Below are 20560 nucleotides of genomic sequence, written 5' to 3' on the forward strand. Positions count from 1 at the left end.
TTTTACAAATTTGAAACTTTAGAACTCATTAGTCTTTTTTGTTCATATTGTCTGATAAGCTCTACAAATAAATACGGTACATACTCCATTTCTTCTTCACTTACCACACAGGCAATTCTTGCCTGTGTATTGGCAAAAACATTTTGATTTTTATAAAAACCCCTAATTGGCGCAACTAAAAGCGTCATTTTCTGGCCTGATACTTCAACAAATCCTTCATTTGCGCAATACATTACAAAATCATCCATATCAAAACCTGGCTTTACAATATTTCTTACATCAACAATAGAGTAAATAGATGCTTGAGGTTGAGTTACAATAATATTTGAATCAAGTTTTTTAAAGTTATTGTATAAATTTTTCAGTATTTTTTTATAGTATTCCCTTAAATTTTTAACCCAGTTTTGAAGATCATTTAATGATTCATGAGCCAAAGCGCCCGCAATATACTGATCTATAGCAGACGGACAAAGATAAGTAGTGTTTGCAGCACGTGCTTGCTCAAAAAACAACTTATTATCTGTAACCAAAGCACCCATTCTCAAACCACAGGCATTAAAAACTTTAGAAAGTGTTTCTATGCTTATTCTAATGCCTGCACTTTCTATACCTTTTACATCGTGTTCTGAAATATTCCAAATTGATGGTGCATAATCAATGCCATCTATATAATAAAGCCCCCGATAAGCTTCATCGCTAATCAAAAACATATTGTGTTTCATACAAATTTTTGCATACTCATTTATTTGTTTTTGGGTGGTAAGAATTCCTGAGGGGTTGTCGTATGGAATAATAAGTAAACCGCCTGGCTTATGAGTTTTTATAAGATTTTCTAAATAATCCAAATCAATTTCACTAAAAACACCATCTGGCGTTAAATCCCTTGCTATTGAAATAACGCTTCTACCTATCTCTTCGCCTATTGATACATAATTTGTGTAAACTGGATCTACCACTAAAAGTGGTTTTTCACCGCTTAATGGTTTACCACAAACACCCAACATAACAAGTCTCATAATATGAGAGCCACCTGTATCAACCAGGCTATAAAGATTTGGTTTACATTCTGGTTTTAAAAATGATCTTATGATGTTTTTGAAAGCATCGTTTACCTCATCAATACCTTCCGTTTGTGTATAGCGCCATATACCTTTTGTTAATTGATCGTCTTTTGGGTTTAAGAATCTTTTAAGCATAGCAGGATGTGTTGGTAAAGATACATTACCTATCGCTACATTTATTGCTTTTACTTGCTCATTTGCATTTTTAGATTGTCTTTGACTAAACATTATGCCAGCTTTTCTAATACATGAAGGCTCAATACAATCAAAAAATTCAGATATTTTTGGATCCATTTTCCCCCCTTTTTTTAGTTATTTAGGTAGTCTATATCACTTTTTATTATTTTGTCAAGTATAAAATTAATTATCATTTAATGGGAAAAAATTGTCTGTTGGTGTTTGTACATCTTTTAAAGCAAGCTGAATTTTTCTAGTTCTAACGCCCACTAAATCTTCTAACTCTTTGTCTGCGGCTTTAATTTTGTTTTGGGCTTTTTCTAAAACATCTCCAAATTTTTCAAACTCTTTTTTAACCTGCAAAAGTGTTTCCATTATTTTATGAGCATTTTTTTCTATTGTTAGCGTTCTAAAACCCATCTGGAGACTGTTTAAAAAAGCAGCAAGCGTAGTAGGACCGGTTATAACTACTTTATATTCTTTCATAATTGATTCAAATAAACCATTAATGCGCAACACTTCAGAGTATAAACCTTCATACGGCAAAAACATTATGCCAAAATCAGTTGTATATGGAACTTCAATGTATTTTGTTTTTATATCTTTTGCAGATTGTCTGATATTTTGCTCAAGAGCCTTTTGAGCATTGCTTATTTGATCAAGCTGTCCTGTTTCATAATAGTCCAGCAAACGTTGATAATTTTCTATCGGAAATTTTGAATCCAATGGTAAATATACAGTTTCATTTTTGTGGTTTCCTGGTAATTTTATTGCAAATTCAACCACTTCATTGCTATTTGGTTTAACTTTAACATTTTTTTCGTAAAAAGCTGGGCTTAATATGTCATCAAGTATTTTCTCAAGCTGTAATTCTCCAAGGATTCCCCTATTTTTTACATTAGTCAAAACCCTTTTTAAGTCCCCAACGCCATTTGCTAAAGTTTGCATCTCACCTAAGCCTTTATATACCATCTCAAGTCTATCGCTTACCTGTTTAAACGATTCTCCCAATTTTTTTTCAAGCGACTCATGGAGTTTTTCATCAACAGTCTGGCGCATTTGCTCAAGCTTGGCTTCATTATCAACTCTGATTTTTTCAAGTTTTTCTTCTGTAGTTTGCCTTATTGAGTCTAAATGCTTTTCTAATGTTTGAGTTTGAGATTCCAATTTTAATGCAAATTTGTCGAGCTTATCTTCGTTTGATTGTATAAGTTTCTCCTGTTTTATTGACACATCTGATAAAGATTTAGACAACATCGCTTCAATAGCTTCCATTTTTTCTTTTAAATTTCTATCTAGTGCACCAAGGAGCCTATCATTACCATCTAGCATTAATCTAAAGTTAGAATTTATGTCATTTTTGGTGTTTGAAAGTTCTCCTTTTAAATTGTTTTCAATTTGATTTTGAATGTTGATTAATTGATCAATTTTTTCTATATAACCATGCAATCTTGAAATCTTAAACAAAATAAAAAAAGCTACTATAATCAGTATAATAAGTATAGTCAATATTGCGTAGTTAATCATTTTACCACTTTGGTGCGAGCGGGGAGACTCGAACTCCCACACCTTGCGGCACTAGATCCTAAGTCTAGCGCGTCTACCAGTTCCGCCACGCTCGCAAATTGAGCTTTTTTAATATAACAAAACACCTTAATTTTGTCAAACAAATGAGAACTCAATCATCTTCTTGACACTTGCAGTCTGGTGGCCTTTTGCCTGTATCAACAAAATAATAAAAATGATCAAGCCATTTTGGGAAACCATCTTTGCATTTTATAAAATCCATAAATGCTAAAATATGATCTATTGTTTTTTTGCTTAAATAGTGTTCGATTTTACAGGCATCATCTTCTGCAAGTGTTCCATCTAAGTATAATACTTTATGCAAAAAATCTTTTAAAAGAATATGCTTTTTATAAATTTCTTGTGCAAGTGTTTTGCCTTTAGATGTAAGTGTAATAAAACCATACGATTCTTGCTCAACAAGTTCTTCTTTTCTTAATTTTGATATAGCATTAACAACAGAAGGCGCTTTTACTTTAAAGTAATCTGCCAAATCTTTTACCCTGACAACTTTCTTTTCTTTTTGCATAATCAATATTCTTTCTAAATAATCTTCTAAAACAGGCGTGATATTCATTTTTACCTACTGGTTTAGTTTTGGTTAATTATATTAGATAAAGATAAAAAAGTCAAGCCAAAAGAAAAATTTTAAACAAAAAAATAATTAGTAAAATAACCATAAACTGTAATATTATATAAAAAATTGAATTTTATTTTAATATATAATATAATTTATAATAAAAATTAAGCTACGGAGGTTACATATGGAATTTGTAAGTGTTGTTAATTGCATGGATGGAAGGGTTCAGGAACCAGTAATAAACTGGATGAAGAAAAAATATAATGCAGAATATGTTGATATGATAACAGAACCTGGACCAATAAAAATATTGAGCGATAATTCTGACAAATGTCTGGTAGAATCAATAAAATCAAGGCTTGTAGTGTCGGTTGAAAAACATGGCTCAAAAGTAATCGCTGTAGTTGGGCACCATGATTGTGCTGGAAACCCATCGGATAAGCAAACTCAGATTAACCAGATAAAAAATAGCATAAATTTAATAAAAACCTGGTTTAACGATGTAGAAATTATTGGTCTTTGGGTAAACGAAAAATGGCAGGTTGAAAAGGTATTTTAAAAGATTTTGCATAAATTAATAAAAAACTTTTTTAAGTAAACAAAATTAAATTACATATTGGATTCAAAATACTTAAGTTCTAACCGGTGCGGCTCTTCACTTGGAGCTTGGTAGACTTTCTTTAAATCCTAAGCCACTTCTTTTCTATCTTTGTAGGATACAAACCTAAAGGAATTTATAAGTTGGTGAACGATACACTTTTGTATGTCTGTTTTTGGGAACACTGCAGCTATTGCCTAACTAAAAGCCATTTAAGCCGTCTGTTGAGCATATTAGGATATCTTTAACGCCCCTATTTTTCAACTCATTTATAACGCCAAGCCAGTATTTAGGATTTTCAGTTTCGCTTATGGATATGCCCAAACAGTCTTTCTTGCCATATAGGTTTATACCTATTATATTGTAGAGACAGACATCCTTTGATTGATTATCCCTTTTTTCTTTAAAAAACATAGCATCCAAAAAGACTATTGTGTAGATTTCCTGCAATGGCCTTGATTGAAAGGCTCTTGCCTTCTCAAGGACTGAATCTGTAACGATCGCTTATGAATTTTGCAGGATACATAAAAGCTGTAGAGCTCTTTTATTTGGTCTTGTATATTTCTTGTACTAAGCCCCATCGTATACATGGAAATAATTTTTTCTTCTAAACCAGAAATGTTCTTTTGACCTTTTTTACCACTTGGGGTTCAAACTCTGATTTTCTATCCCTTGGCATAGTTATCTCAAATGTGCCAAGCCCAAGAACATAGCTGTTGGAAATAAGCACCATTTTTTGAGTTATCCGTTTGTTTTGCTTTGTAGTCGTATTTGTCATAGCCCAGAGTGTCTTTAAGCTCTTCTTCAAGCAGAATATCTATGGTGTCTTTGAGCAAGTTTTTTGCAAGAGCATTTAAGTCATCAAGGTTTTTCACTTTCTTTTCCCTTACAAGCTTCTTTAAAGCTTCTTTGTCAACTACACTTTGTTCAATTATTTCTTAAAAACCTCCAATAAATAATTTTTTTATTTTACACACCTTGGAGGTTTACACAAAGAATATTATAGTCCCCCAAAAAATAAAAATTACTTGTTTTCTTTTAACGCTTCATTAACAAGCTGAGCAATATGCATAACTTTTACATTACCACCTTTTTTGTCAATTAAACCTTTAATCTGGAGCATACATGCAGGGCAGCCTACATAAACAAGATTAGCAGTAGACTTTATTATGCTTTTGTGTTTTTGATCTCCAAGTTCTTTCGATATTTCTGGAAATTTTAATGAATACGATCCTGCCATACCGCAACATTGATCTGCGTGCTCCATTTCTACAAAGTTTGTGTTAAATGCTTTAGCTATTATGTCTCTTGGCTGGGTGTGTATCCCAAGTACACGCTTTAGATGGCATGAATCATGATAAGTTGCTATGCCATTGTTTTTTAAAGAGTTAAGCTTTATGTTTTGTTTGTTTAATTGTTCATCTACAAAACTTGAGTACTCTCTAATGCGGTTTTTATACTTTTGAGCAAGTTGTAAATATTTTGGATCATCTTTGAAAAACTGTGGGTATTTTTCCCACATTTCCACACCTGTTGGGCAAGCAACGACAATGTAGTCTGGGTCAATGCTTTCTAAGGCTTCCAGGTTTTGCATTGCAACTTTCTTTGCACTTTCTTTGTCTCCTGTTAGATACATTGGAGTACCACAGCAGGTTTGATCCTTTGGAAACTCGACACTAAATCCTAAAGCATTCAGGCTTTTAACTACAGCTTCTCCTGTTTCTGGGTAGACAAAATCTATCAAGCACCCGCTAAAGAAGGCAATTTTCTCCTGGTTTTTGGCAGGTTTTTGCAATATAGTATCAAATATATCTCTAAAAGGTACGTCTGCTATAGCTGGCAGAGACCTATCTTTTGTATACTTTGAAAAGTAAAGGGGGAGATTTCTTATAAATTGTCCGTTTTTGAAAGACTTTTGACCAAGCCTTGCAAGCTTTAGCATATTGTGAAACAAAGACCTGTTTGACATTATGTTTTGAAATACAACTTTTGGTATAGTAGGCAAACCTTCCTTTTCTATATTCTTTTTGCGCATTTCTATAATCAAGTTTGGTATATCTATACTGCCAGAACATACCTGTGTACAGCTTCCGCATGTTATGCATAAGTTTTGTATCTGGTTTGCAGTCTGACTTGAACCAATAAACGCATTTAGCAATGCTCCAATGCCGCCTGTATATATATTACCAAACACATGCCCGCCTACCAGTGCATATACAGGACAAACATTTGTACATGCTGAACATCTTATACACTGGTAGAGTTCTTTAAATATAGGATCCCTGGCCATTTCAATTCGACCATGATCAACCAGTATCACATGCAATTCTTTTTTTTCTATGCTAAAAGTACCATCAGTATGTTCTACAATAGCCTGGCTTGGGCCCAAAATTATATTTACATAGGATGTAAGTGTTTGAGCTGTAGCATTTCTAGGTAAAATCCTCAGAATGGGTATTGCATCTTCAAAGCTTTCAACAAGCTTTTCATATCCTACAAGTACAATGTGCGTTTTTGGCAAAGACGATGTTAGCCTTCCGTTTCCTTCGTTTGTTAATATAAACATTGCTCCGTTTTCAGCTGCAGCAATATTGCACCCAGATATTCCAAGGTCAGCTTTTAAAAATTTTTCTCTGAGCTCTGCGCGCGCTGTATGTACTAAAAACTCAATATCTGGCTTCATATTTTTGCCAAGTTGTTTTTCAAAGTAGTCTGCAACCTGTTGTCTGTTTAAGTGAATAGCAGGCATTACCATATGAGAAGGCTTGTGTTTTGCTATCTGTATAATCCACTCGCCAAGATCTGTTTCTTGAGATTCTATACCAGCTTCTTTAAAATGCTGGGCTAGCTCTACTTCTTCTGAAAGCATAGACTTACTTTTTACCACAAGCTTAACGTCTTTTTCCTTGCAAAGCTTTAATATATAATCAACTACATCCTTATCACTGACTGCCCTGTAGAATACTGCACCGTTTTTCTCTACTGCTTTTTGGAATTTATCTGCGAGTTCTTCCAATTTATCTACCGTGTTTTGTTTTATGTTTTTCACACTATTTCTTAGTTGCTCAAAGTCATAGCCTTCAAATGCCTTCTGTCGGGCCTTTGGGTAGTCTTCATAAAATTTGGTAAGGTTTTTCTTTTGAATCTCATCGTTTAACTTTTCATTTATCTTTTCTTTAAATTCCTTTGTGTTCATTGTTTGTTCTCCTTTATAAAAAACACCACAAGCTTTGAAGGCCCATGAACACCTATAGTCAATACCCTTTCTATATCTGCTGTGATGCTTGGGCCTGTTATAAAGCTAATCTGCGCAACATCTAAAATGTGCTTTTTTAATATCTCAAAAGCTGTTTCGAAATCTTTAGCAATTCTGTCTGCACAAACCAAAGCAATATGCAAAGATGGCATAGCAGACACCAATCTCTTCCATATTGAATCTGATAGCTCAACCAAACTGCCACTTTCAGCTATAGCAAACTCCATTTCGCTTACACCTATATCTGCAGCATTTGCAGTATATTTGTCTCCATCAAAATAAATATTTAAAGATTCATCAAGCAAAGATTCTTCCAAGAAACTCCTTGTTAAATCTGAACTGTCTGCAATGATATTTTTTGCTTGCTGTTTTGATATTATATCCTTAAAAATAGACCTTGCCGTTGAAATATCGGTAAAGTACACCTCTACAGAATCGCCCTTGCCTGCCTTTACTTTCTTTTCAAAAGTATGCAAAGCTTCTAAATCGTTGTTTGAGAATTTATTGTTCCAAAGCTGCATTGTCCCTCCCAAAAAGATAAATCTTAACTTAATTCTTAAAAAATTAAGTTAATTATTTTAAAGCAAAAACTGTTCCTTATTGTTTGTTATTTAATTTATGTTGTTAAAATAATATTTAAATTGTAACTAATAATTTACAAAAATAAAAAGTGATAGCATTTATGAGCATACTTAAATTTATATTCTTTTTAAAATAATATATTTTATGTATTATTTTTTATACCGTTTGTTTTATTTATGAACCGATATATTGTATTGCTTTAATTTTCTGATGACAGTTGCTTTAGAAACCCCTAATTTATTAGCCATATCACGCATACTTTTAGAGCTTGACAAAAGCTTTAATAATACTTCCTTTTCGCAATCTGATATTAACTGTTTTGGATTAATTTCAGATTTTTTTGTTCGCTCTAATTTTAAAAAGTCCTCTTTTGTAATTTCTTTTCGTGGTACCACAACTAGCAACTTTTCAATTACATTTTCCAGTTCTCTTATATTTCCTTTCCATGGTAATAGTTTAAAAAATTCTATTAACTCCCTGGATAATGTTTTTTCAAATCCGTATTTACATCCTTTGAACAATATATGTTGATATAGGTTCTATATCATCAAGTCTTTCTCTTAAAGGTGGAAGATCTATTGGTATTACATTTAGTCTGTAGTATAAATCTTGCCTAAAGAGGTTTTTTTCCATCATTTCTTCTAGTTTTCTGTTTGTTGCAGCAATAATTCTAACATCAACTTCTATTAATTTTGGCGAGCCAACTTTTGTAAATTTTTTATCCTGAAGCACTTGTAATAATTTAGCCTGTGTATTTAGCGGTAATTCGCCTATTTCATCTAAAAACAAAGTAGAATTATTTGCAATTTCAAAAAAACCTTTTTTACCTCTTGAACTGGCACCAGTAAAAGCACCTGGTTCATAACCAAATAACTCTGTTTCTATAAGGTTTTCTGGTATTGCAGCACAGTTTAACTTTATAAATGGTTTATTTTTTCTTTTACTTAGAGAATGAATTAATTTTGCCAGCACTTCTTTTCCTGTACCTGTTTCACCGGTTATTAATACCGTTGAATCAACAAGAGCTATATGTGAAACAAAATCTAAAATCTCCAGCATTTTTTTATTGTAAGCAATGAATTGTTGAAAACCATCTATATTTATTTTACTGTCAAAGTCTAGCTCACCTTTATAATCAAACTCTGTCACATCGTATACGCTATTTACTATTAAAGTAAGCTCTTTATTGTTGCCAAATACAGGTTTAGCTCGTGACAATAATTTCTTGCCAGCTTTGGTTATGTAAGTTACAACAGAGGGTTGTTTTGTGTTGAGCGTAAGTACAGTAGCAGATGCAGTAAAATATTTTTTTTAACTAATTCATTAATATCGTGCCCAAGTAAATCTTCCTTTTTGAGCAACGATATATCTTCAAATGTTTTATTAATATAAATTGCTTTTCCAGAGCCATCTGTAACATAGATACCAATGTATAAATTATCAGTTATTGCCTGCAGAGTTTTAAAAGAGAAATTTTCTTGTTTCATTCAAGTTTTAACCCCACAATTCATCAAGATTGATTACTTTCTTTTTCTTTAGAGACTTTTCAACGCTTTTTTGTAACTTAAACTTTGCTCAAACATTTTTTAAATAAACCTCTAATAAATAATTTTACACACCTTAACCTGTTTTTTCCAATTTTTTTAAAGTTTAACGCTTTGTATTTTAAATTCATATGGCAATTTATAAAAAGTTTTTTTATATTTATAAATCAGTGAAAATTATAAACTATAATTCTGCAATATCTCTTCTATCAGTCTATCAATAGCCTTTTGTACCATTTGAGAGTATCTTTTTAAGTCTTCAGAAAGCGATTTTGCCTTTTCGAAATTATTTGCAAACACAGCATCTTTAATTTGTTTTCCTATGTCGTGGACTTTTGGGTGAATCTCTCCAAGCTCTCTAAATGCTGGATTTGAACCGTAGCGTTTGGTACCTATAGTATCATACCACTTGCCAAGCCTGCATGAGTGATGATCAACATGATCTTTTGAGCATTTATTTTTATCTGCAAGACAATCAAATACATCAAGAACAAATTTTAGATGATCTGCTTTGGTTCTTTCGAGAAAAGTGGTTTCATAGTTAAAAAACTCAAAGCTTTCTATACACTCAAAAACTGTATTAGCAACATTTTCTACCATCTGATTAAGTTTTTTGTTATCCTTATTGATCATTTCAAAAGAATGCGTAAAGCTTTCAAGTGTAAGGGCTATATTGGCAGATGCCTGGGATTGTTCTTGTGATGCAGCTGCAAGGTTGTTTATGTATTCATTGGTTTGCGCCATATCTTCCTGGGACGAAAGCAGTATTTCTTTTAAAACGCTTATCGACTTGTTTATGTCTTCTATGGAGCTTAAGCTTTGATTTACTTCCTTGCTTACCGTGGTTGATTGCTGATTTATACTGCTTGCCTGTTGAGTAATTTGCTTTGCAGTGCCTTGCGTTTTTTCTGTAAGCTTTCTGATTTCATCTGCTACCACTGCAAAGCCTCTGCCATGCTCGCCAGCACGGGCAGCTTCAATAGCAGCATTTAAGGCAAGCAGGTTTGTTTGATCAGATATATCTTCTACTTCATTTGTTAAAGCTGTAATTGATTTTGCGTTTTCTATAAAATTTGTTATGGCTTCTTTCATTGCATTTACCGTTTTTACAACGTAGTCCATTTTGGCACTTACTTCTTTTAGTGTATCTAATCCGGCTTTGGATTTTTCAAAGTTTTTGTTTGAAATAGCAGCAGTTTCTTGAGCATTTTTTGAAATATCTTCTACGGTTTGACTCATTTCTTCCATAGACGAAGCGATCTCTTGAAGAGATTTTGAACTTTTTTCGATTTCTTGCCCAAAATCTGAAGATAAAACCATAAAATCAGATAAAGAATCAGCAGCCAACACTCCCTTTTTTGCTATAGAGCGGATATGTCTTCTAAACTCTACAGCTTTTTGAAGATCCTCACTGCTTATGCTTTTTTCAAATGCATTTTTGTTTTTTTTGTAGGCTTCTTTTACTTTTAGAAAGTCTTACCAGTTTCCAGAGTAAATTTTGTTTACCATTTCTGCTGAGCTTAAAGAGTCTGATCTTTTAAACATTTTTCCTCCTTTAAATCCTCACTATAGTATAAGTATTCTTTCCTTTTTGTTTTGAAGCATAAAGTGCATCATCTGCTGCTTTGAATATTGCTTCTTTTGTTTGAGGGTGCGTTGTATAGGCTATGCCTATGCTGACACCTATGTTTAAATCCATCTTGTTTGTGAAGGTCAGACTGTTTATAGATTTTATTATTCTTTTTGCAATCATTTCTAAGTCTTTTTGGTCTTCAAATGAATCCGTAAGTATAGCAAACTCATCTCCGCCTATACGTGCAAGTGTATCATGGGCTCTTATGTTTGATTTAAAGACTTTGGCTACTGTCTTTAGGGTATTATCACCACTGTCATGGCCAAGCGTATCGTTTATCTTTTTAAAGCCGTCTAAGTCAAGAAGCATGAGACAAACCTTTCTTTGGTTTCTGTTTAAGCCTGCTATCATTTGATTAAACCTGTGTTCAAAGAAGGCTCTGTTTGGTATGTGGGTTAAAATATCGTTGTAGGCTAGATATTCTATGCCTTTTTCATATTTTCTTTTTGTTTCTTCTAAATCAATGGTTTTGTCAAGTATCCAAAGTATTGTAATAAGACTTGCAAATGCACCCAAAAAAGCTATAGCTATAATGGGAGAAATAGATGCTAGAAATCTGTCTAAAAATTCGCTTTTTTTGATTGATACAAAAAATGTTAGATTTGATCCATCAATTCTGCTGAAAGCACCTATCTTATCTGTTTTGTAAGCGCTTGAGTAGCCAATATATGAGCCATATTGCTCTTTGGTATTTTTTAGTATTTTTGAGAGTATTCCTGTTTGAATTTTACTTATGCTTTCTGGCGGGATATTTGCTTGCATTAGACCATCATTTCTTATAATTCCAAGATCAAGGCTTTTGTATGGCAGAAATATCTGGTCTTTAATAGATTGCAAAACAGGAGCAGATGCTTTTATAAGAAAAGTTTTATTACCAAGAGGAAAAGTGACAAAATGTGTCAGGTAGCCTTTGTAGAAATAAGACGGTACAATGCAGTAGGAGTTTGTATGGAGGCATTCTTTGGCTATATCAACTATATGGTTTGGATATATTTTAGAATCTAAAGGCAACTTAAATCCTTCCGGGTATGATGCAATGACTGTGCCGTTTTGTTTGGCTATGGCAAAATACTCTACATCTTTGTTGTAAAAATCTTTGAATACAGATGTAGCTTTACTTAAAGGCTTGTTTTCCAATTCTTTTTTTATTGCAAAAAGGATATATTTGTTGGATTGTATGGATTTTGAAACAAGGCTTGAGCTCTGGCGGGCAGCTGTTAGAAGCTCAAGTTTTGTATGATTTAGTTCATAGCTGTATAGGGCAATTATAGAACCTATAAAGCTAACAAGCATGATAATGTTAAATATGAGCCAGAATATAAAGATGTATCGTGTGGTTTTATAGGCAAAAATTAGTTTAAACTCTCTTTTTGAAATCTTCATGAATCAATTGTGCTCTATTGCCTGTATAAGCTCTTGTTTGTCCATTGGCTTATAAAACAGATAGCCCTGAAAGTAGTCGCAGTTCATTGATTTTAAGGCCTCAAATTGATATTGTGTTTCTACGCCTTCTGCTATGGTTTTTATACCTAGAGAATGGGCTAGATAAATTATAGAGTCTACTATGCTTTTTGTCTTTGGGTTGTCAAGATCTCTTACAAAAGATATGTCTATTTTTAGTATTTCTACATCTAGGCTTGCTAAGTAGGATAAAGAAGAAAAACCTGTACCAAAGTCATCTAAAGAAAATAAGATATTGCTTTCTTTTAGTTCTTTTATGAGTCTTGCAACATAGTCAAAGTTGTTTAAAAGGGTTCGCTCTATAATTTCAAGCTTTATTAGGTTGTTTGGGATATTGTGGTAGTTTATGTTTGAGATTAGATTATCGCTTAGGTGTCTTTGCTTTAGGCTTTGAGTTGAAAGGTTTATTGATATAGGAACGGGCTTTTTTAGTAACTTTAGGTCTTCTAATACCTGGTCTATGATTAACTCTTGTGCATCTATTATAAGGGAAGTTTGCTCAAGGTATTCTATAAACTCAGCAGGTGGAATTATTCTATTATCTTTTTTCCAGCGCATTAGAGCTTCTGCACCTACTATTTTTTGGTTTCTATCCACATAGGGCTGATAGTAGGCTATAAACTCTTTGTTTAGCAATGCAAGCTCTAAGTCAGCTTTAAGCTGCAGAACTCTTGTAGCATCTTTTTCCAATTCTTTTCTAAAAAAGCCTATCTGGTTTTCTCCTTTTTCTTTAGCATCAGATAGGGCAATATGGGCTTTGTCTAAAAGACCATCTGGAGTGGTTGCATCTTTTGGAAAAAGACTTAGGCCAATATTGAACGAGATGGATATACTTTTGTCTTTTGCCTTATAGGGCTTTGTTAACTCTAATAGTAATTTAGATATTATAATTAGTATATCTTCTTCTGCTTTTAAGTCTTTTAAGAGTAGTCCAAACCTATCTGATTCAAGCTTGGAAACTTTATCGTAGGATCTTAGGTTGTCTGTAAGTCTTTTTGCAATTTGCTGTAAAATGCTGTTTCCTGTTTCAAAACCAAAGGCTTCATTTATCTTTTTAAAGTCAATAGGGTTTATTATAGCTACTGCACCTATAGTTTTTTCATAAGTTGCCCTTTCTATAAATTGTTCTAATGCTTTCTTAAAAGAATAAATATTAATTAAACCTGTAGTAGCATCATAGTTTAAAAGCTTTTCTAACTCCTCTAAGAGCTCATCATCTTTTACAATCTCTTTGCCTACCGATATGTAGTGAGTTATTACTTTTTCTTCAAAAAAAGGAGTAATGTTTACATAAAAGTTTTTTATAGAACCGTTTTTTATTTTATACTGCATTATGCCAGAGTAAACCTCGCCGGATCTTAGCGTATTATAAAAATTCTTTACAAATTCCTTTGAGTGAGTTCTAGAAGAAAACACAGAATGGTGTTTACCTAAAAGCTCCTGCCTTGAATATCCTGAGATTTCTGTTGCTTTATCGTTTACATAAACAATATTAAAATTACTGTCTGTAATTATTACAAACTCAAAGCCAGAGTTTAAAGCACTTAGTGTGATTTGAGAAAACCTATCGTCTTGGAGTTTGTCTAATATAAACTCAATCTGGTTTTGTATTACTCTAAATAGAGAGTAGATTTCTCTGTTAAAGAGGTTAGGCTTGCTAGATGTTATAACTAGAGTACCAATAATCTCATTTTTGGAGACTATGCTAATAGCACAGCAAGATTTTATCCCGTAAGAGCTTACTATTTTTTTAAATGGACAAAAGCCATGTGAGTCAATTTCATTTACTAAATAAATGCCTTTTTTCTTAAGACTTTTTAAAATAGGTGTATGATAATTTAAAAGCGGATTTCTTGCAATAGACTTAATAAATATTTTTACCTTATCTAAATAATTGCTGTATTGAAAATCTCTGGCTAAGTGGTGAGCAATCTCGATATTTCCATCATTTTTTAAAGCCACATATGAAATTTCCATATCCAGATTATCTACAATAATCTTTGGCAGGTTTTGCAAAAACTCTTCTTTGCTTTTTGTCCTAAAAGATAGAGAACTTATCTGGTACAGTGTATTGTATATCTTTGACTTTAACTCAAGCTGATCTTGATACCTTACAAGCTTTGTTACATCCCTTGATAGATCCACAAAACGATAGATTTTCCCATTTGAATAATGGGTATTATTATTGACTCCAGATAGAATATTGAACCGTCTCTTGCTTTATTTACGAATCTGCAAGAACAGGTCTCTCCAGATAGTATTTTTTTCCACAGGTTTTCATAAAAAGCTCTATCGTGATAGCCTGACTTAAATACTCTTGGGTTTTTGCCAATTAGTTCATCTTTAGGATAGCCTGAGATTTTACATACAGCATCGTTTGCATCTATTATTGTGCCTTCTTTGTCTGTTATTACTACCCACTCGTGAGATATGTTTATTGCTTTATCTAAAACAAGCATGTTTTTTTGAGAATCTATCTTTTCTAAAGCAAACGATAAATCAAGCGCAAGTTCTTCTAATAAATGTATGTGGTCTTGGTCAAATGAATTTGAAAGCGTATCGTGAATTAGCATGATATATACTATTTTGCCTTTTTTTAGAATTGGTATGGAACAAGCTGAGTGGATGTTGTATTTTTCAAAAAAATCATGCCAATATGAAGTATATGGCAATTTTGATATCTCTGGGATTAGACTTACCTTTTTTGTGTGGTATGCTTTGGATACTGAGCCTTTGCCATAGGGGGTATTTTCATCTACACCTATTGTGAGTTTTTTGAATTCTTCTTCTGCCTCTTTTGTTTTTGCCCTTGTGTAGATTTGATTAAAAAGATTATTTTGATCAATATAGCCTACTGCACAGTATGGATAGCCTACTTCATCAACTATTATATCGCAAGCTTTTTTTAAGAGCTCTTTTTCATCATCTGTTCTTACTATTAATTGATTTATCTGGCTTAGGGTAAAAAATAACTTTTCGTATGATTTTTCTTTGGTTTTGTCTAGAATCAATACCAATCCAGAAGGTTTGTTATTGTATTCTACAGTGTAGGCAAATACAGATACGGGAATTATTGCGTTTGATTTGGATTTAAAATAGTGCTCAGCAAACTCAACTGAAAACCGCTTTCCCTGGGTGCGCATATGTATTATATTTTCAATTTTTTCCATATCAACCATGTCTGGTGGTAAAAATTCCGTTATTCTTTTGCCTAGAAGCTCTTTTTCTTCTTCAAAATCCAGTAATTTGCAAAACCGTTTATTTGCAAAGACTATTTTGCCTTCTTCCTGATATATAAATACACCAAATACAGAAGAGTTTATAATGGCTTGAAAAGTTTGTAATGTATGCAAAAAGCCTCGCTTAATTTTGAGTTATATAAGTATTACAATAAGTTTACTTGTCCCACTGCATAATCTAAAATTACAAAATAACTAAAAAATATTGTATATATTTTTAATTGAAAATCAATAATTGCTTGATAATGAGTTATGCTAGATTAATTAACTACATCGCATAAGCTTGAGTCTTTCGAGTGCAATTGCTCCAAGATGTGCTATTGCATCTATTGCAACTGTCTGGTCAATTGTTACGGGTTTGTTTAGTTGTTTTAAGTTTATAGCGATTACACCAAATACACCGTTTGTTGTAATCATCGGTATATAAAGTGCGGTAGCATTTGAAATTGTATCTGTTCCAAAGCCTGCATTTTTTTTATTTATAAATGACCAGTTAGCTATACCTAAAGTTTCTGAGTTAATTTCAAAATCTTTAGTTTTTGCTCCAACCTTTAATTTATTGTTTTCATCAGCAATAAATATAGCGGCTTCAACATTAAATAACTTTTTTATGTGGTTTATCAAAATAGATAAAACCTGTTCTTTTGTGCTTGCCATAACAAGATTATTGCTTAACTCATATAAACTCAATTCTCTAAGCTGGCTTTCTTTTAACAGATTTACCTTAGTTTTAAGCTTTGTTGCAAGTACAGAAATAAAAACAATAACGACAACATAAACCAAAAAAGAAATTAAATAGTTAAAATTTGAAATATAAAATGTGTATTGGGGTGGTATAAAGAAAAAATCAAATACTAAAACACTAATAACTATTGAAACAATCACTGCAGGTATTTCAAAAATTAAAGCATTTAATACTAAAGCAGCTAAAAATATAGACATCAAACTTGAGTGATTTAAGTGATTTTTTAAAATCAAACTTAGCAGTGTAACAGCACCAATGTTTATAGTAGAATATAAATAGTCTTTTATATTTTTAATGCCATACTTTTTCTTTTTTAAAAATTCTTGAGATTTTTTATCTTTTGGGGCAATCAAATACACATCAATAAATTCAGTTTGCGTAATTAATTTTTCTGGTATAGTTGGCGAAAACATACTAAATTTGCGTGGTTTTCCTATAACAATTTTTGTAACATTTTGAGATTTAGCATAATTGACTATTTCTGTAGTTATATCATCTCCTTTAATCCAAACAATCTGACCACCCAAACTTCTTACTAAATCAAAAGCCTTATTTAACCATGCCTTTTCTTGATCTGTAAAGTATTGATTTTTTTGCGTTTCAACGTGAACTGCTATCCATTGAGCATCTATTTCTGTTGCAAATCTATATGTAGCTCTAACAAGCTGCTCTGCATAAGGACTAGCAAATATCCCAACAAGTACTTTTTCTTTGACTGCCCAAGGTCCTGCTATAGCGTGTTGTTTCATATATGAGCGCATTTTTCCATCAACGCTATCTGCTACAATCCTTAAAGCAATCTGTCTTAATGCAAGCAAGTTACCTGATCTAAAGTACTTTCCAATGGCCGCTTGAGCCATATCCCTTACATAAACTTTGCCTTCGTGAAGTCTTTTTAATAGTTCTTCTGGTGTTAAATCCACAAGCTTTATCTCGCTTGCTTGCTCTATAAATTTATCTGGCACTGTTTCTTTGATGGCTATATTTGTTATTTGATAGACCAAATCATTTAGACTCTCTATATGCTGAACATTTAGAGCAGTATATACATCTATACCGGCATTTAAAATTTCTTCTACATCTTGATAGCGCTTTACATTTTTAAAATTAGGTGGATTTGTATGGGCAAGCTCATCAATTATTACTAATTGGGGCTTGCGCTGTATAATTTTTTCAAAATTAACTTCTTTTAGTTTAAGGCCTTTGTAATCAACAATTAAAGGCTCTATAACTTCAAGTCCTTCAAGAAGCTTTTCAGTTTCAACCCTTCCATGCGTTTCTGCATATCCTACTACAACATCTATACCTTCTTTTTTTCTTAAATGAGCATCTGAAAGCATTGTGTATGTTTTACCAACGCCTGGCGCATACCCTAAATATATGGTAAGTTTTCCTTTTTTTTGCTCAGATGCTTCCTGTTGCTTTGCAATTTCTAATAATTCTTCTGGAGACGGTCTTTTTATATCATTTTCCTGCATAGTCTTTTTCCATTTTTATTAATGCTAAATTCAGTTCTAAAACATTAACCCTATCATGACCCAAAAAACCCAATTGCCTTTTTTTGATATGTTTTGAAACTAATGATTTTAAAACATTCTGCGGTATGTGAGTATACATAGATATTCTAGGAATTTGAGAATAAGCAGCCTGAGGTGTAATATCAGGGTCCAACCCACTCCCAGAATCCAGCACCAGAGATGATGGTATTTGCCCTTTGAAGTCATTTTTTCTTAAATAAGCTATTCTTTCTTCAACACGTTTAACAAGTATCTGGTTTGTTGGACCAAGATTTGATCCACCACTACTCAAAGCATTGTATGGAAAATCATCAGTTGAAGATGGTCTTGACCAGAAAAGACCTGGGTTTTGAAATGGTTGACCTATAAGTTTTGATCCTACAGGTTTATTTTCAATATATATAAGGCTTCCATTGACCTGGCTTTTAAATACAAGCTGACCAATGCCTGTAACGATTAAAGGATATACAACACCGGTTATTATAAATAAAAATGCAAAGACTATAAGGCCACTTTTTAAATTTTTCATATCATACACCTCAATGTATTATGCTTAGAATTACATAAATCAATTTTATAGCTAAAAACGGTAATACTAAGCCACCACCACCATATATAAGCAGATTATATATCAGTAATTTTTCTGCTGGCATAGGTTTATACCATACACCTTTTAATGCAAGTGGTGTAAGTAAAGGAATTATAATGGCATTAAATATAACAGCAGACAAAATTGCAAGATATGGATTAGCCAAATGCAAAATATTCAATACATTAAGCTGTGGGTATATTGCAACTACAGCAGCTGGTATAATTACAAAATACTTAGCTATATCATTTGAAATACTGAATGTAGTTAAAGCTCCTCTTGTCATCAAGATGTGTTTTCCTATATCAACTATGTCTAATAGTTTTGTAGGGTTCGAATCTAAATCAATAACATTTGCAGCTTCACGTGCAGCTTGCGTACCTGTATTCATTGCAACAGCAACATCAGCCTGGGCCAAAGCAGGAGCATCGTTTGTACCATCGCCAGTCATTGCAACCATCAAACCCTGAGATTGATACTCTCTAACAAGTCTTAATTTATCTTCTGGCTTTGCTTCAGCTAAAAAATCATCAACACCAGCTTCTGCTGCAATTGTAGCTGCTGTAAGTGGATTATCACCAGTTATCATAACAGTTTTTATACCCATTTTTCTAAGCTGGGCAAATCGCTCTTTAATACCTTTTTTTAGAATATCTTTTAAATTTACAACGCCTACTATATCATTATCTAAAGTAACAACAAGAGGTGTCGCACCCTGCTTTGATACTTTTTCAACAATAGATTCCAGATTGTCAGGAATTGTACCGCCATTTTCCAGTATATAAGCTTTTATTGATTCATAAGCACCTTTTCTATACTTGTGATTTTCAATATCTACACCACTCATTTTTGTACTTGCACTGAATGGTATGATTTTTGTTTGTTGTGAAAGCGACTGGGCTCTTAAGTTATATTTTCTTTTTGCCAATACAACTATGCTTCTGCCTTCCGGTGTTTCATCACCGATAGAAGCATAAAGCGATATTTTGGCGCATTCTTCTTCTGTGTGGTTGTCAACAGGTATAAATTCTGCTGCTTGTCTGTTGCCAAGTGTAATTGTTCCAGTTTTGTCTAACAAAAGCACATTTACATCTCCAGCAGCTTCAACAGCTTTGCCGGATAATGCCACTACATTTTTTCTAAATAACCTATCCATACCAGCAATACCGATTGCAGGCAAAAGAGCTGCAATTGTTGTTGGGGCAAGGCAAACAAATAATGCAATCAAAACCACGAATGACACAGGCTCTCCATGCCCTGAAGAGTTAACAGCATAGACTGACAAAGCTCTGAGGTTAATAACAACAAGTAAAAATACAACGGTCAATGATACAAGTAATACTTCAAGCGCAATTTCATTTGGCGTTTTTCTGCGTTTTGCCCCTTCTACCATTGTAATCATTCTATCCAAAAATGTCTCGCCGGGGTTGGTGGTTATCTTTACTATAATGGAATTTGCCACTACTTTTGTACCGCCTGTTACTGCACTTCTATCTCCACCTGCTTCCCTTATAACCGGTGCAGATTCACCGGTTACAGCAGACTCATTAACAAGTGCTGCACCAGCTACTATTTCACCATCGCTTGGTATTAACTCATTTTCTTTTACCAATACTAAATCATCTTTTTTTAGCTGGGTAGAAGGTATATCTGTGTATTCACTATCAAATTTTGCCTCTTTAAGTTTATGAGCTGTAATCTGAGTTTTAGTTTTTTTCAAAGACTCTGCACGCGCTTTACCTCTGCTTTCTGATAAGCTTTCTGCAAAATTTGAAAAAATAACCGTAAACCACAACCACAAAGAGACCCAACCTGTAAACCAGTAGGGTCCACTTTTTAAACCTGAAATTTCTAGTATAAATTCTATTGTTGTTAAAATACTGCCAATTTCTACAGCCAGCATTACAAGGTTGGATTTTAACTCCATAGGGTTTAATTTTTTTAAAGCATTTATTAGTGCAGTTTTTATTAATTCTGGGTTGTATATTGATGTAGTTTTCTTTTGTTCCATA

16 protein-coding genes, 1 tRNA gene and 3 pseudogenes are annotated in these 20560 nt (G+C 32.9%); 1 reads left to right on the top strand and 19 read right to left on the bottom strand.

Annotation, left to right across the window (positions count from 1 at the left end):
* Positions 1–2: 2 nt before the first annotated feature.
* From BLQ93_RS00680 to BLQ93_RS00695, 4 genes are all read right to left on the bottom strand, one after another.
* Entirely contained in the window at positions 3–1355 is a 1353-nt protein-coding gene (locus BLQ93_RS00680; RefSeq protein WP_092127451.1) for an aminotransferase class I/II-fold pyridoxal phosphate-dependent enzyme, read from the bottom strand.
* Between the two features lie 66 nt (positions 1356–1421).
* The gene (locus BLQ93_RS00685) at positions 1422–2765 is read right to left on the bottom strand and encodes a DNA recombination protein RmuC (protein ID WP_092127453.1); all 1344 of its coding nucleotides are present in this window, start codon (positions 2763–2765) and stop codon (positions 1422–1424) included.
* 10 nt (positions 2766–2775) lie between these two features.
* A tRNA-Leu gene (locus BLQ93_RS00690) sits at positions 2776–2860 on the bottom strand.
* Between the two features lie 56 nt (positions 2861–2916).
* Positions 2917–3381: a metal-dependent transcriptional regulator gene (locus BLQ93_RS00695; protein WP_092127455.1), complete on the bottom strand. Its 465-nt coding sequence runs from the start codon at positions 3379–3381 to the stop codon at positions 2917–2919.
* A 187-nt stretch (positions 3382–3568) separates the two neighbouring features.
* Here BLQ93_RS00695 and BLQ93_RS00700 point away from each other — a divergent pair, with 187 nt between their 5' ends.
* Complete coding sequence (locus BLQ93_RS00700; RefSeq protein WP_025392512.1) at positions 3569–3943, top strand: carbonic anhydrase; 375 nt, start codon at positions 3569–3571, stop codon at positions 3941–3943.
* A gap of 131 nt (positions 3944–4074) precedes the next feature.
* Here BLQ93_RS00700 and BLQ93_RS09715 read toward each other — a convergent pair.
* From BLQ93_RS09715 to kdpB, 15 genes and pseudogenes are all read right to left on the bottom strand, one after another.
* A pseudogene (locus tag BLQ93_RS09715) lies at positions 4075–4432 on the bottom strand (transposase); the annotation flags it as partial.
* A pseudogene (locus BLQ93_RS09720) lies at positions 4411–4917 on the bottom strand (transposase). The pseudogenes BLQ93_RS09715 and BLQ93_RS09720, both read right to left, overlap by 22 nt.
* Positions 4918–5006: 89 nt before the next feature.
* Positions 5007–7178 (bottom strand): L-lactate dehydrogenase (quinone) large subunit LdhH, encoded by a 2172-nt coding sequence (ldhH, locus tag BLQ93_RS00715; RefSeq protein ID WP_092127461.1) that lies wholly within the window; start codon positions 7176–7178, stop codon positions 5007–5009.
* Positions 7175–7759, bottom strand: a complete 585-nt coding sequence (locus tag BLQ93_RS00720; protein WP_092127463.1) for a LutC/YkgG family protein — start codon at positions 7757–7759, stop codon at positions 7175–7177. The genes ldhH and BLQ93_RS00720 overlap by 4 nt, the downstream gene beginning before the upstream one ends.
* Positions 7760–7990: 231 nt before the next feature.
* Complete coding sequence (locus BLQ93_RS00725) at positions 7991–8341, bottom strand: AAA-type ATPase lid domain-containing protein (protein WP_159427460.1); 351 nt, start codon at positions 8339–8341, stop codon at positions 7991–7993.
* Positions 8325–9038: a sigma 54-interacting transcriptional regulator gene (locus BLQ93_RS00730; RefSeq protein ID WP_092127467.1), complete on the bottom strand. Its 714-nt coding sequence runs from the start codon at positions 9036–9038 to the stop codon at positions 8325–8327. The genes BLQ93_RS00725 and BLQ93_RS00730 overlap by 17 nt, the downstream gene beginning before the upstream one ends.
* 29 nt (positions 9039–9067) lie before the next feature.
* Positions 9068–9307: a PAS domain S-box protein gene (locus BLQ93_RS00735; RefSeq protein WP_092127469.1), complete on the bottom strand. Its 240-nt coding sequence runs from the start codon at positions 9305–9307 to the stop codon at positions 9068–9070.
* Between the two features lie 234 nt (positions 9308–9541).
* Complete coding sequence (locus BLQ93_RS09835) at positions 9542–9997, bottom strand: CZB domain-containing protein (RefSeq protein WP_425389225.1); 456 nt, start codon at positions 9995–9997, stop codon at positions 9542–9544.
* 78 nt (positions 9998–10075) lie between these two features.
* Positions 10076–10684 (bottom strand): annotated as a pseudogene (locus tag BLQ93_RS09840) (methyl-accepting chemotaxis protein); the annotation flags it as partial.
* Between the two features lie 235 nt (positions 10685–10919).
* Positions 10920–12380 carry a GGDEF domain-containing protein gene (locus tag BLQ93_RS00745; RefSeq protein ID WP_092127473.1) on the bottom strand — a complete coding sequence of 487 codons (1461 nt, stop codon included), beginning with the start codon at positions 12378–12380 and terminating at the stop codon, positions 10920–10922.
* 3 nt (positions 12381–12383) lie between these two features.
* Positions 12384–14603, bottom strand: a complete 2220-nt coding sequence (locus tag BLQ93_RS00750; RefSeq protein ID WP_092127475.1) for a bifunctional diguanylate cyclase/phosphodiesterase — start codon at positions 14601–14603, stop codon at positions 12384–12386.
* Entirely contained in the window at positions 14582–15811 is a 1230-nt protein-coding gene (locus BLQ93_RS00755) for a PAS domain-containing protein (protein ID WP_092127477.1), read from the bottom strand. Before BLQ93_RS00755 ends, BLQ93_RS00750 begins: the two co-directional genes overlap by 22 nt.
* A 150-nt stretch (positions 15812–15961) precedes the next feature.
* Positions 15962–17920 carry a DUF4118 domain-containing protein gene (locus BLQ93_RS00760; protein WP_092127479.1) on the bottom strand — a complete coding sequence of 653 codons (1959 nt, stop codon included), beginning with the start codon at positions 17918–17920 and terminating at the stop codon, positions 15962–15964.
* Positions 17907–18488 carry a potassium-transporting ATPase subunit KdpC gene (kdpC, locus tag BLQ93_RS00765; protein WP_092127481.1) on the bottom strand — a complete coding sequence of 194 codons (582 nt, stop codon included), beginning with the start codon at positions 18486–18488 and terminating at the stop codon, positions 17907–17909. The genes BLQ93_RS00760 and kdpC overlap by 14 nt, the downstream gene beginning before the upstream one ends.
* Before the next feature lie 10 nt (positions 18489–18498).
* Positions 18499–20559 (bottom strand): potassium-transporting ATPase subunit KdpB, encoded by a 2061-nt coding sequence (gene kdpB, locus BLQ93_RS00770; RefSeq protein WP_092127483.1) that lies wholly within the window; start codon positions 20557–20559, stop codon positions 18499–18501.
* Between the last annotated feature and the right edge of the window lies 1 nt (position 20560).

Source organism: Desulfurella multipotens (genome assembly GCF_900101285.1).
GTDB lineage: Bacteria > Campylobacterota_A > Desulfurellia > Desulfurellales > Desulfurellaceae > Desulfurella > Desulfurella acetivorans.